The 14,142-nt window shown below is 43.4% G+C and carries 11 protein-coding genes and 1 pseudogene; 3 read left to right on the forward strand and 9 right to left on the reverse strand.

Annotated features, from left to right (window positions below; translation table 11 throughout):
• Positions 1-19 precede the first annotated feature (19 nt).
• Positions 20-877, forward strand: a complete 858-nt coding sequence (locus NSQ50_RS17425) for an AraC family transcriptional regulator (protein WP_051491556.1) — start codon at positions 20-22, stop codon at positions 875-877.
• 7 nt (positions 878-884) lie between these two features.
• Here the strand turns inward: NSQ50_RS17425 and NSQ50_RS17430 are convergent, their stop codons facing one another.
• Positions 885-2,339: a glycosyl hydrolase family 28 protein gene (locus tag NSQ50_RS17430; RefSeq protein ID WP_036688077.1), complete on the reverse strand. Its 1,455-nt coding sequence runs from the start codon at positions 2,337-2,339 to the stop codon at positions 885-887.
• A 212-nt stretch (positions 2,340-2,551) separates the two neighbouring features.
• On the opposite strand from NSQ50_RS17430, the gene NSQ50_RS17435 reads away from it, so the two are divergent.
• Complete coding sequence (locus tag NSQ50_RS17435; RefSeq protein WP_051491557.1) at positions 2,552-3,658, forward strand: glycoside hydrolase family 88 protein; 1,107 nt, start codon at positions 2,552-2,554, stop codon at positions 3,656-3,658.
• 63 nt (positions 3,659-3,721) lie between these two features.
• On the opposite strand, the gene NSQ50_RS17440 is transcribed toward NSQ50_RS17435, so the two are convergent.
• The 8 genes and pseudogenes from NSQ50_RS17440 to NSQ50_RS17475 form a co-directional block, all read right to left on the reverse strand.
• Positions 3,722-4,783: a glycoside hydrolase family 76 protein gene (locus tag NSQ50_RS17440; protein ID WP_038571673.1), complete on the reverse strand. Its 1,062-nt coding sequence runs from the start codon at positions 4,781-4,783 to the stop codon at positions 3,722-3,724.
• A 12-nt stretch (positions 4,784-4,795) separates the two neighbouring features.
• A complete protein-coding gene (locus NSQ50_RS17445; RefSeq protein WP_256717135.1) occupies positions 4,796-5,851 on the reverse strand; it encodes a glycoside hydrolase family 76 protein in 1,056 nt (351 codons plus the stop codon).
• Positions 5,852-5,884: 33 nt separating this feature from the next.
• Positions 5,885-6,772 carry a carbohydrate ABC transporter permease gene (locus NSQ50_RS17450; protein ID WP_036688085.1) on the reverse strand — a complete coding sequence of 296 codons (888 nt, stop codon included), beginning with the start codon at positions 6,770-6,772 and terminating at the stop codon, positions 5,885-5,887.
• Between the two features lie 33 nt (positions 6,773-6,805).
• On the reverse strand, positions 6,806-7,693 hold the full coding sequence (locus tag NSQ50_RS17455) for a carbohydrate ABC transporter permease (RefSeq protein WP_036688088.1): 888 nt from the start codon (positions 7,691-7,693) through the stop codon (positions 6,806-6,808).
• 64 nt (positions 7,694-7,757) lie between these two features.
• Positions 7,758-9,062 carry an ABC transporter substrate-binding protein gene (locus NSQ50_RS17460; RefSeq protein ID WP_036688089.1) on the reverse strand — a complete coding sequence of 435 codons (1,305 nt, stop codon included), beginning with the start codon at positions 9,060-9,062 and terminating at the stop codon, positions 7,758-7,760.
• 44 nt (positions 9,063-9,106) lie between these two features.
• Positions 9,107-10,372, reverse strand: coding sequence for a glycoside hydrolase family 125 protein (locus NSQ50_RS17465; RefSeq protein ID WP_051491558.1), 1,266 nt, complete (start codon positions 10,370-10,372; stop codon positions 9,107-9,109).
• A gap of 245 nt (positions 10,373-10,617) precedes the next feature.
• Positions 10,618-11,802, reverse strand: coding sequence for a GntR family transcriptional regulator (locus NSQ50_RS17470; RefSeq protein ID WP_036688093.1), 1,185 nt, complete (start codon positions 11,800-11,802; stop codon positions 10,618-10,620).
• A gap of 209 nt (positions 11,803-12,011) precedes the next feature.
• Positions 12,012-12,155: pseudogene (locus tag NSQ50_RS17475) on the reverse strand (VOC family protein); the annotation flags it as partial.
• Positions 12,156-12,385: 230 nt separating this feature from the next.
• Here NSQ50_RS17475 and NSQ50_RS17480 point away from each other — a divergent pair.
• Positions 12,386-14,080, forward strand: a complete 1,695-nt coding sequence (locus tag NSQ50_RS17480) for a M3 family oligoendopeptidase (RefSeq protein ID WP_036688094.1) — start codon at positions 12,386-12,388, stop codon at positions 14,078-14,080.
• The last annotated feature ends 62 nt before the right edge of the window (positions 14,081-14,142 follow it).

Here is a 14,142-nt window from a genome sequence, read left to right on the forward strand (position 1 = left end):
TTGTCATCTTGGAGGGCCTATGAAGCAGCTGTTCGAACCTGTTGTTTTTGAAGAACATAAGACCTTGATTTGGGATTATAAAATATATACCGACGACTATTACAAAGGTTATTATCACTGGCATCAATGCTGCGAAGTCATGTTCGTGTATGGCGGACAGGGAAACGTTGTTGTGAATCAGCAGATGTACGATATTCGCAGGGGAATGTTATTCTTTTTCCAGCCCTATCAGCTGCACCGGATCTATTCTGAGGTTTCTCCCGAGTGTCCTTTTGAACGAACCATCTTCTACATTGATCCACATGTTGCTGAGCACCTGCTGGAGGGTTTTGCGAAAAGAAAGGCTTTATTCACAGCGCTTTGGCAAGGAAAAAATACACATTGTGCCTTTGATCTTAAGGACCACGTTGAGTCTGTGGAGTGGATTCTGGAGCATTATAATCACAATAAAAAAGTCAGTCTGACTGAGGATACCGAAGACATTTCACTGTTAATTCTTCAATTATTGAGCAGTATAGGAACTGAAGATCAGCATGTATTCCAATCAGGAGAACGGCGAACCTTGCGCTATTCTGAGAAAATCATGAGTTTTATCGAAGAGCATTATCATGAGGAGGTTAATCTGGATCAGTTGGCTGAGGAGATTCACTTGTCCAAATCCTATATCTCCAGAATCTTTCATCAGGAAACCGGAGGAAGGCTTGTTGATTATCTGACTGCCCGCCGGATCAAACAGGCCTGCCGCTTGTTAGGAACGACAGACCTGCCTGTGGAGCAAATCGGAATCACTGTTGGTTTTCCAAATGCCTCTTATTTCAATCAACTGTTCAAAAGAGTCCTAGGGACGACGCCGTTAAAATATAGAAAAAGTAATTAGATCTAATCTACACAACCGTATTTTTTTCAGTAACGAAGAGTATATTTTTAGCAAAATGATTAATATCTATCAGCTCTGGGCGGGGGGCGTCCATCAGTTCACCATTGATCCTTAAATTGACAAAGGTCACATTTTCAACAGCTCTCTCTTCGTCATATCCATAAATTCGTGAAGGGTTCGCCCTCCCGCTATAGCTGATGTCTCGAAATGTAATGTCCCGGATGCTTGTCCCCGGCTCTGGATTGTAGTCCTTATTATAGACCACTCGCACATCAATTAGCTGCCCCTGCTCAATACGTTCCACACGTATATTTTCATATAGAACATTACACACCTTATTTCGATCCCCGGCATTAATCGCCAGTGCCCCCCAATAATTCTCTTGCGGTTCGTGATGATTCAAGATATCAATATTCGCAAAAACAATAGACTCAATTACGTCACCATTCCGTTCATGGTCACCATGAGTGCCAATCATCAATGGATGAGCAACATCCGCCCACAGAATAGAATCATGAACGCTAATATTGCGGGTATCCCCATAAAAATCCCATCTTGAGCCATAGATAGCAATACAATCATCAGAATTACGCATAAAAACATCCCGGATTCTAATCTCAGAACTAGACATGATATCAATGCCATCAGACCAACCGCGAGTGCTAAACGATTTGAAATTATCAATCACAATCTGCTCAGACTGCCCGATGAAAATGCTATAATGTGGCGGATCAATCACGGTAATACCTTCCACATTTATAGATCGTGAAAAAACAATTCGTATCCCTCGAAAGGCCGAGAATCGATGAAAATCCGCAAGATAAATTACACCGCGACCACGAATGGATACATCATGAACTCCCTCGCATACCAAGGAACCTACAAGCACTGAACCTCCGGCAAGATACACCGTGGTTTCCGAAGGGACCGGCAATACTGTTTCTTCTATATAATGTGTGCCCGGAGTGAAATAAAGCACCTTCCTCTTTTCACGAGGATCAGCAGCGGCATTTTCCAGCAGACGTAAAAGATCAGGTTTCCGGTGTATACCCGGTTGGACTACTAGGACATTAGCATCCTCTGGTTGAGGGGCATCCTTCTCCTTAGGGTTAGCAAATAAATGCAGATTCCGAAAAATATCACCGTTGATCTCAATCGATAACTTTTGCGGACCCGTTAGCTTAAACAAAATGGTATTTCCATGATGTTCGTAAGTGACCTCTCGCGAAGCCGGAGCAATGTTCACACAATCAATCTCCGTATAAAGACAGGTGACTTCAACTTCTACTGTACCTTCCAGATCAAAATAAGCCATGGATGCAGGACGTACCTCATGCATATCTACCTTAACCTCGTAAATAAACAAGCTATGCCATTCTCCTTCAGGCTGCCGTACTCTGACCTTATAATCCTCACGTCCCGGGAAATCTTTAGGTGCTTTATATACTTGTAAATCATCCACTTTACCATCCTCCTGTTCATTTAGATTGTATCGCTTCTAACACCGATAAAGTTTTAATGTGTTATGCAGAAATGTTTGTATTTTGTCAGTTATAGATTAAAAGCCTGTTACAACATGACAATAATCAAACATTTCCTTATATCAAAACACAACTTTCCTGAACTTTAGAAAGCTATACTCATAACATCCTAAATACACTGGAGGCAGTAACAATGACAAACCCTTATTGGCAAGAGATCATGGGTAGACTCGATACAAAAGTAGAACGTATGATAGAGCAGATCGGTGATAAGTGCCCGCATTTCGCCGGAAAAGATGGCAAATTTGATGATATCGGTTCAGACTGGTGGACTACAGGGTTCTGGCCTGGACTCCTCTGGATCATGCATGATATGACCGGAAAAGACCTTTACAAGGAGGCCGCTTGGCATTGGGACGGTACCTTGGAGGAATGGTTTATTAAACCAACGGTTGAGATGCATCACGATGTGGGATTCCAATTCCTACCGACAGCTGTAATCAAACATACAATTACAGGTGACGAAGATGCCCTGCGCAGAGGAATTGAAGCGGCGAATTTCCTCGCTGCCCGCTATAATCCTGTAGGCAAATTCATCCGCGCATGGAATGAAGATAAATACGGCTGGGTAATTATCGACTGTATGTTAAATATCTCCCTGCTGTTCTGGGCCAGCAAAGTGACAGGTGATCCCCGCTATAAGCATATTGCAATTAACCACGCCGAGACGACGATGCAATATGGCATACGTGAGGATGGATCCACCAAACATATTATTTCTTTTGATGCAGAGACAGGTGCTTATATTGAGAATTTTGGCGGTCAAGGCTACTCGGCTGAATCCTCTTGGAGCCGTGGAACGGCTTGGGGACTGTACGGCTTCATCAATACTTATCGCCACACTGGAGATGAACGTTTCCTGAACACTGCTAAACGGATCGCACATTATTTCATCTCTGCTTTACCCGAGGATCAAGTCCCTTTTTGGGATTTCCGCCTAGAGGATGACACACGGATGTTCCGAGATAGCTCCGCAGCCTCTATAGCCGCTTCAGGATTATTAGAGCTTGCAGATATCGTACCATTAGGCGAAAAAAGTCTATATGCAAATGCAGCGGAGCGAATTCTGCGCTCACTGACTGAAAATTACGCAACCTGGGAGCAGCCGGAGCATGAAGCGATTTTATTGCACGGAACTGGCAGTGGCGATTCCTTCATTGATGTATCCCTGATCTATGGAGACTACTATTATATTGAGGCTATCGCTAAATTAAATGGCTGGAAGCATCGAATCTTCTAATTGTAGATAGTTATTCAAACAACAAAAAGACACCTCTCTTGAGGTGTCTTTATATTTTATATGCTACTCGTTCGCCAGTGCCGCCGCACCCTCCAGCAGCATCAAGCCGCTGAGTTGAATGCTCAGCTGAACCGGAAGCTCCGGTTTCACTTCCCACGATGAACTGCACAGACCCAGTTGTTTATCCAGACCTTTTTCCCATAACTGCATTGCATTGGCCAATACGACCTCGCGAATACGGATATTTTCAGGAGATTCTTTACAGAGCTGAACCAAATAACGAATCAGAATACCCTTGAACAAACCCGTATCATCAATGCCTTCATCAGGCAGTATCAGATTAACCGGATCACATAACCGATCAATACAAGTATTAGCCGTTCGATTCGCATCTTCTAAGTAATGAACATTACCCGTATTCTTGTAAAGCTCTAGGCCAGCGCCTAGAAACACTCCCTGACAGTACGTAAACTCCCAATCGTAATCGATCTGGCCATCCCCGCGTCTATTCATCCCATCCCACACAAAACCAGTCGCAGAATCCACTAAATATGTCTTGTTCCATTCATAGATACGGAATGCCCACTCCAGATCCTCTTGCTTATGAAAAAGTTCATATAACCGGGCTGCAAGGATAACGGCAGGTGCATTGGCAGGAGTGTTTTTATAATCGAGCTGATCCTTCTTCCACGCCAGACCTCCACCCAACTGTTCATTCCAAGCCGTCTTAATATCCTCCCATAGATCAAGCACAGCACTTAAATAGGCTTCATATCCTGTAACCCGATAAGCACGCAGCAACGCCAATGCTGTCCATTCTATATCATCATAGTAATTATGCCTGAAAGTCCCCCCGTTATAAGCTTGCAGACTTTGACTTAGCTCCTTAATTCTCAAGGAATACACAGGATCTCCACTACGCTCATAACCATCTACTAAAATATCAATGACATGAGCCTGCCACCAATAATAAAAGTTTTCCCCCGCAACGTTGTACTCTCTGGGATACCATTGGTTCATGATCCCAGTCTCAGCATTATAATAATTACGTAGTAGACATTGTTGGAACCACTCGGACTTTTCCTGCCAACTGACCCCTTCTATGGCTTCCTTTGCTTGTGTCATTAAGAACTCACCTCAAACCTGTTCCTTAGTTAATTCAGCCATCTTCTCCAGCAGCTTGATCGCACTAAGCTGGGAGCTGAGCTGAATTACAACAGCAGAGGACGAAGTCCAATCTGTGCCAAACAACACTGTGTCCTCTGACTTTCCTTGTTCCCAGAGACATTCTGCATTCGCACGCAGGAAATCAACAGCATCAACTGCTGCAGAATCAGCTTTAACCCATTCAGCTGTATAGCGAATCAGGATCCCTTTAAACAGTCCCGCATCACCATTCCCTTCATCTGGCAGCACACCTCCCTGAGAGTCAGCAAGTTCATGTGCTGCGGCGGCAAAGGTTAGGTGAGCATCCTCTAAATATTCTTGCTCTTTAGTAATACGGTACAGTTCAACTGCTGCGCCAATGAAGACGCCTTGATTGTAGGAGTATTTCCAATCCTTATCGATCTGGCCATTGCCAGTGCGATTCATGCCATCCCATACAAAACCCGTTGCCGGATCTACCAGATGCTCTTTTTGCCATCTGTATATTTTTAACGCCCATTCAAGATTGCTAGCTTCACCAAAAGCTTGATACAAGCGTGCCGCAAGTATAGCTGCCGGTGCGTTGGCTGGTGTATTTTTATAATCCAACTGTGACTTCTGCCAAGCAATCCCACCGCCCATATGCTCGTTCCAGCCTGTCTGAATGTCATTCCATAAAAGAAGGGCTGTATCTTTATAACCTTCCACTCCTGTTGCTTGATATGCACGAAGCCACGCGAGAGCCATCCATTCCATATCATCATACAACTCGTTTGGCCATACTCCACCATTTCGCTGAAGCAGACCTTCATGAAGTGCGGAAAGCCTTTCGGCATACCAGTTCTCTCTAGTCCGCTGTAGTCCATCTACCAATACATCCACAGCATGAGCCATCCACCAATAATGAAAAATCGTGTTGCATTCTCCATTTGGACAAGGTGTTTCTATATTGTACATTTTGATCGCTTCATTCCAGAAGAATGAATCCAGCGCAGCTTGTGCTTGATTCGCCCGTGCCTCCCAAATCCCTATCTCCAATTGGTTCATATAGACTCTCTCCCTGGTTCGATTTTTGTTGCATTAACCCTTAATACCACTAAAGGCTATTCCCTGTACAAAATAACGCTGAAGCGCTAAAAACAACACCAATATCGGCAAGATCGCTACTAGCGCACCAGCCATCATTGGACCGTAGTCTGTTTGAAAATTATAAGAAAAAGCTTGAAGTCCCATTTGAATCGTTGCTTTGTTGGGATCATTCAGCACAATCATTGGCCATAAGAAACTGTTCCAGCCCGCTTGGAAGGTAAAGATACTTAAAGTAGCCAACGCTGGTTTAGTCAACGGCAAATAAATCCGCCAAAATATTTTAAACTCTCCACAGCCTTCGATCCGGGCCATTTCCATCATGTCACTAGGCAAGGTGAGAAAGAATTGCCGCATAAAGAACACAGCAAAGGTTCCTGAAGCGCCCGGAAGAATAATCCCCCAGAATGAGTTCATCAGCCCGTTACCCCCGCTACCAAAAATATCATTGCCTCCAAAAAGAGGAATATGGCGCATAACATAAACCGTGGGGATCATCGTCACAATGCCTGGTATCATCATCGCCGCAAGCAGCACGCGGAATATTGGCTTATTGAGCTTAAAATTCAACTTTGCAAACGCGTATCCACTGATGGAACCAAAGAACAGATTCGCCAGTACACCCGCTACTGCAAGTACAAGCGAATTCCAGAAATAGAGCGCAAACGGAACCGTAGTAAATGCCTTACGATAGTGTTCTAAGGTCAAATGTGAAGGAAACCACCGGATGGGCATGGCGAATATCTCTTCGTCAGGCTTCAAGGATGTAAGAACACTCCAATAAAAAGGTAGAAACATTACGATGGCAATAACAATGCACACTATATAATAGATAGATTTACTTAAGCTTCTTTTTAATAACGAACTTCCGCTAGTATCCATACCTCTATCCCCCTTCTGCATGGCAAGCCCGGCTTATACAATGGACTCCTCCGCCTTTGTGATCCGCATGTTTATAAGTGAGAATATGAGAATCGCCACAGCAAGCACAAATGCTTGTGCAGACGCATACCCCATTTGCAATTGATTAAAGCCCTGCTGATAGATCAGATAAACCGGGGTCTTTGTCATATTCGCCGGACCACCCTGCGTCAGCACAAAAGCTTGGTCGAACAACTGCAACGCACCAATAATTGACATCGTACTGACAAGAAAGGTCGTTGGTCGCAGCTGCGGCCAAGTAATAAACCGGAAACAAGCCAGCTTATTAGCACCGTCCAGCCGTGCAGATTCGTACAAATAGTCAGGCACGCCTTGCAGACCTGCCAAGTAGATAATCATATTAGAACCTACCGACTGCCAGAGGGTAAGCATAATAATGGACAACATCGCCGTTCGTGTCTCGGATAACCAAGCCGGACCTGTAATCCCAACATAAGACAACAATCCGTTAACCAAACCAAATTCAGGATGCAAAAGCCAGATCCATACCGTAGCTGCAGCAACAGCGGATGTAAGGGTAGGCAGATAATTCAGTGTGCGGAACAACTTTACCCCACGCCAGGATCGACTAAGTAGAATCCCGAGGAGAAGCGAAATCAGAATATTAAATGGAACGAAAATGATGGAATACAGAAATACATTTCGGAATGTTTTCCATAACAAACTGTCCTCTATCAAACGGCGATAGTTATCAAAACCGATCCAATCGTTTCTACTAAGTACATCGTAGTTGGTAAAGCTTAAATATAGCGCCATTACCACGGGGATGACCGTGAAAACTGTAAACAGCAATACCGTGGGTGTAATAAACAGATAAGCCGTCCGCGCCTGATGTTTCTCTAGCTTTCTGATGGAAGCCATTTCAGCTACCCCCTCCTAAGCAAAAGGGAGGCGAAACCTCCCTTCACTTCAAATGTCTTACTTATTACTTCACTACTTCATTATCCTTCAGCATTTTGTCGCCCTCTTCTTGCGATTTCTTTAAGGTCTCATCAATGCTCATCTTGTTTTGCTGGTTAAGCTGCAAATTAGGGGCCAAAGCATCAGTCTCCATTACGGAATATCCAGGGTGGTTCGGACGAACCTTGGCGAACTCCAACGTTTCCAGAAACGGCTGCCACTTTGGATCATCCTTGAAAAATGGATCTTCCATCGATGGCTTATAACCCGGCAGGTTTAGACTCGTCTTTGCCCAGAGCAACGCGTTATCCTTGTTCGCTGTCCACCATTTGATGAACTCCCATGCCTCTTCTTTATGTTTGGAGCCTTCTGGAATCACTAGACCAAATCCACCCATGACACTGCCTTTATCACCATTTGGTCCGGCCGGAGGAGGAACGATCCCATAATCCAGATCTTTACCATATTTGTTATAGGTGCTGAGCATCCACGGACCGGAATACAGCATAGCCACTTTACCTGTGACAAAAGCATCTTGCCCTTCACCAAGTCCAAGTTCGAACCCTACTTTATATACCTTATCCTTGTTCATCAGACGATCCCAGAACTCAAGCACTTGCTTGCCCTGCTCATTATTAAAATTGGTCTTTCCATCTTCTGTAAGCATGGTGCCGCCAGCCTGTTGGAGATACATATTAAAAAGTCCCAAATCTCCCATAGAAAAACCTGCGGTCTCCAATTTATTTCCATTCCATTTGGTTAGCTTCGTAGCCGCTGCCTCTAGCTCATCCCAAGTTGTTGGAGGCTGAAGTCCAGCCTCTGCGAGCAGCTTCTTATTATAGAAAAGAGCACGTGCATCTACCGTAAGCGGCAGCCCATATAATTTGTCATCGTATGAAAGCTCCCGTAGCGATTCGCTGTAAAAATCATCTTCGGAAATGCCGTCACGCGTTAAGTATTCATCTACCGGATGCAGTACATTTTTCGGAGCATACAGCGAAGTTCTCCAACGGTCCCAAAACAGTACATCGGGAGTGCCACCATTGGTCGCAGAAGTTAGGAATTTGGTAATCATATCCTGTTGCAGCACATATTTTACGTGAATTTTATCCTGCGATTTATTAAAAGCATCCACCATGGTCTCGAATTGCTTCTGCCCCTCACCGCCCCAATCTCCCCAGAAGGTAAGCTCTGTCTTTTTCCCGGTACTGCTCCCAGCTTTGCTTGTGTTTCCGGTCTCTTTGTCCGCAGATCCGTTATTACCACCGCAGCCCGCAGCAAGAGTAGTAGTCATTACCAAAACAATGGAGGTAACCAGCCATTTTTTCATGTTCTCTATCCCCTTTAGAGTCGATTATAAAAACCTTGTTGGTCTCAACCGCGCTTAATTTGCCTACCACAGCGCATGAGTACAAGCTCACAGAACATCATGTTTGCCCAAGAGAACCATGGACGTGTAAATTCATCAGGATTATCCACATGAAACCCTTCATGCATAAATCCAGTTCCAGCATCCGTCTTCTCCAGCAGCTGAAGTAAGACCTCCTGTTCCTCTATGCTGACAGATGTCATTCCCTGTATCGCTAAAGCTATGGGCCAGATATACCGATTTGGCGTATGCGGACTTCCAATGCCAGCAGCCTCTTTTCCTGCGAAAAAATAGGGATTAGTGCTACTTAAAATAAGTTCACGGGTATTCTTATAGATAGGATCATCAGCACTCACATAACCCAAATAGGGAATAGAGAGAAGACTCGGTACATTTGCATCATCCATAATATTCACCTGTCCCAGACCATCTACTTCATAGGCATAGACCGCCCCATACTCTGGATGTTCTACAATTCCATACTCACTTATTCCCTTATTAAGCTGGTCAGATAGTTTCCTAGCTTTCTTTTCCAACTCCTGATCACCTAAAATCTCACGGGCAATTTCACACACATATCGTAAAACAACCACCGCGAACATATTGGCTGGAACCAAATACCCATATTCACAGGCATCGTCACTAGGACGAAATCCAGACCAAGTCATTCCGGTATAAGCCGTCAACGTCCCTTTGCCTTCTCGAGCTAACGTATCCGTGGGCGGACAGTTCATCCGTTGAAAAAGATATTTTGAATCGCGCTCATGGTTCTGTTCGGTAGTCCATAATGTTATGATTCTTTCTACGCCCGTTACAAATGACTCATTAAACTGACTTGTGCGGCCCGAATTCTTCCAGAGCAGATAACTCAGTTGGATTGGATAACATAACGAATCAATTTCATATTTTCTTTCCCAGACTCCCGGGCTCATCTCTGTCAGATCCTCTTGGTGACCATGCCCACTTTCTTCTTCATTGAATGCGTTAGCATAAGGATCAAGCTGGATGTAAGTAAATTGTCTACGTACAAGTCCCTCAATCATGTCTGCAATTTCTTCATCTTCGGAGGCAAGGATTAGGAAAGGTCTGACCTGTGCGGCGGAATCCCGTAGCCACATCGCTGGAATATCCCCGGTAATAACAAAAGTGCTTCCGTTTGGCATTCGTTTTAAGGTTGTGTTCCAGGTGTTAGCCATACATTTCTCGAACATGTCGGCTAATTTCGGACGATCACTCAGCTGTGCTTTTACGCTAGATGCCAGTTTTTGCATCGACTCGGGTATTTCTCTAGTTGCTTTCAGTTATAATACCCCCTTTTTCTTTTGAGCTTTGAAGCGCTTTCATTGATTAGTATATTGTCATGTAATTGGTATGTCAATATGTTTATTTATTATAATAATATATCAATACATCTATAAAGATAAATATATTTCTAAAATAAATAAAAAAACCCATCCATAAAGATAGGTTTTCATAACAACTAATATATGTTTAATTTGGATAATAACCCAAATTTCTATTTAGAGATGGATTGTTTAGCAGAGCTTGTTGATTCACCAGAAATCAACTCAGCTTCCAGCATTATCTTATTGGACACACTTTGCCCGTTCATAATTCGCAATACATTTTCTACTGCGAGTCGCCCCATCTCTTCTTCATTTTGCCGTAAATGGGTAAATGCATAACCCGAACCGAGTGGAGTTGGCGGACTATCAAAGCAAATGATCGAAATATCTTCTGGAATCCGTAGCCCAAGTCGTTGGACCGCAGTTCTAGCCAGCAGCGCAATATTATATTCCACAGCAAAAAGCGCTGTTATTGTTGGATTCTTTTGCAAATGAGAAATAAGCCGTGAAATGTCATGTTCAATATTCTCATCGTTGAAGGAATCCGGTAGTGTTGAGGTCAAATCGCTGACCCACAATCCCTTGTCTACAGCTATCCCCCGCTCTGCATGCGCTTGAATAAATCCTTCTACCCGCTCTTCAAGAGCTGTGGTATCCGCTGGAGGTGGAGAGAGAAAGGAGATGTGAGTATGCCCGAGATCAAATAAATACTCCGTACCTTTGAGTGCAGCCTGCATATTATCAGTACTGATCGATGCTGCTGCCACTCCTTTTAAATGGCGATCTACCAGAACTAGCGGGAAGCGCCCTATCACCAATTTTAGAATCTCAGCATTAAAAAATTCGCCTTGAGCCGGAAAAATGATCAGACCATCTACACCTAAGCTGAGCAACTTCTGAATAGACTTCTCTTCGTTCTCCGGGACCCCAAAGGTTCTTCTTAAAACCAGAAAACAATCATTATCACGTGAAGCCTGCTCCATGCCATAAATCAAGCCTGTGCCATAGCTGTTGCCAAAGTCGGTAATAACCAGACCGATCGTCTTTTCCTCATGGTTAAAGGAATTGAAAACAGTTCCGTCGGAGACCGTCCCCGGAGATATCGCTGATTCCATGTAATCGACTGCTGGATCAGCCACAAATGAACCTCTTCCAGGTTTTCTCACAATTAATTGTTCCGCGGCGAGCATTTCCAGAGCTTTTTTACTCGTAATCCGACTAACATTATAGGCTTCAGCCAGTTCTTTCTCAGAGGGAACCCGTTCGCCTTGTCCATAAGATTTATTAAGGATAAGTTGCTTCACTTCATCAAATATTTTTTCATACATCGGTTTGGATGATGTTGTCTCACTCATGACTTTCGTTATCTCCTGACTCTAATTTTTTCATCTTATACATAATAATATATCATGATATATTAAGTTTGTCGACATTTGTGCTGGTGCTGCAAAAAAAGAGGGAGGAAGGATGTATGGTGTAAAGTGGAAAAATACAAATATTCATATATAAACAGAGATAACCCGTATTCAGCGAATGCGGGTTAAATAAAGGCTTAGTAATAGATAAGCTGTTGAAAGGCAACTGCTCCATGTTCAAATTCGTTCCCAATGATCCCTTTGGTCGGGAATCCTAATCCATCTCTGTAAAAAATCAAAGCCCTCTCCAGATCGTCCACACCTAGTGTTATTACTGTAATCCGGGGTTTCATCTATATCGAGCCTCCTATTTTCGCTTCATTACATTGTACGGATGCGCTCATAAATTGCATTTCTACTATATTCTTAGATAATATCAAACCGTATTTCATCTAACAAGTTTTTACACTTTTGTCCATTTGTTCTTTTTTTATTCAAAAACAGCTAACACAGGTCTATCGTAAATTGCTGTTCAGAATATATAATAGAGACTATCTGGTATAGAAAGGAAGTTGAATAGTTAATGAAATTTAATGATTATCGCTATGAGCGCCCGGATGTAGAGAAGTTCAAACAGGATTTTAACAACCTGCTTAAAGATCTCAATGACACCGAGCCATTAGAAGTGCAAAAGGCTTCCGTTACCGCTATTAACAAGCTTCGCAATGAGTTTGACACGCTGCAGACATTGGTTAGCGTTCGCCATTCGATCAATACAACAGATGAATTCTACAAGGCTGAACAGGAATTCATGGACGAAATTGGGCCTATCGTTCAGGAATACATAACGGACTATTACAAAGCACTCGTCAATTCCAAATACAGAGCCGAATTCGAACAAGAATGGGGCACACAGCTGCTTCAGCTTGCAGAAGTAGCTCTGCGTACTTTTAGTCCAGAAATCATCGAAGATTTACAATTGGAGAACAAACTCTCTACAGAATACGCTCAGCTTATCGCGTCCGCTAAGATTCCATTCGAAGGCGAAGAACGCACACTGACTCAGCTTACTCCTTTTGAATTGTCCACGGACCGTGATATGCGTAAACGTGCTTCACAAGCCAGATATGATTTTATGTCTGAACATGAAAGTGAATTTGATCGAATCTATGACGAGCTAGTTAAAGTCCGTGACCGCATTGCTAAAAAGCTTGGTTACAGCAACTTTGTGGAGCTAGGTTATGACCGGATGATGCGGACCGATTATAACGCCGACATGGTAGCCAACTTCCGCAAACAAGTTCTGGAGCATATCGTACCCGTCTCCCAACAGCTTAAGAAACGGCAGACTGAACGTCTAGGCCTGGATGCCTTGAAATTTTATGACGAGAACTTCAGCTTCAAGACTGGCAACGCCACTCCTAAAGGAGATCCTGACTGGATTGTAGCTAACGGATCAAAGATGTACAAAGAGCTCTCTCCGGAAACTGATGAATTTTTTACTTTTATGTTGGATAACAATCTAGTGGATTTAGTAAGTAAAAAAGGAAAGCAAGGCGGCGGCTATTGTACTTACTTCAGCCAATACCAGGCACCTTTTATTTTCTCGAATTTCAATGGAACCTCAGGGGATATTGATGTCTTGACCCATGAAGTGGGGCATGCCTTCCAGGTGTATGAAAGCCGAAATATTAATGTACCCGAATATGCTTTTCCTACTTATGAAGCCTGTGAGATCCATTCCATGAGCATGGAGTTTTTTGCTTGGCCATGGATGGAATTGTTCTTTGAAGAGGATGCAGACAAATACCGTTTCAATCATTTGGCAGATAGCCTTCAGTTTATTCCTTACGGAGTTACTGTAGATGAATTCCAGCATTTTGTTTACAGCAATCCTGAAGCAACCCCTGCTGAACGTAAGCAAGCATGGCGAGAAATCGAGAAAAAATATTTGCCGCACCGCAATTATGAAGGTAATGCTTATCTGGAACAGGGTGGATTTTGGCATAAGCAAGGCCATATCTTCGCTTCCCCGTTCTATTACATTGACTATACACTAGCACAGCTATGTGCCTTCCAGTTCTGGAAACGCTCAAATGAAGATTTCAAATCCGCTTGGAGTGATTATTTGGAGTTATGTCAAGCCGGAGGAAGCAAATCCTTTATCAAGCTAGTTGAACTTGCGGGCCTGACTTCACCTTTTGAAGATGGCTGCATTAGCTCGGTCATTGGGGAGATTGAAAGCTGGTTAAACAGCATTAATGATAAAGAACTTTAATAATACCTTGCAGTACCGATAAAAAAGCAATCCCTGCTTCTTAGCAGGGATTGCTTTTTTTT

The organism is Paenibacillus sp. FSL R10-2788 (assembly GCF_038003885.1).
Classification (GTDB): domain Bacteria; phylum Bacillota; class Bacilli; order Paenibacillales; family Paenibacillaceae; genus Paenibacillus_AQ; species Paenibacillus_AQ odorifer.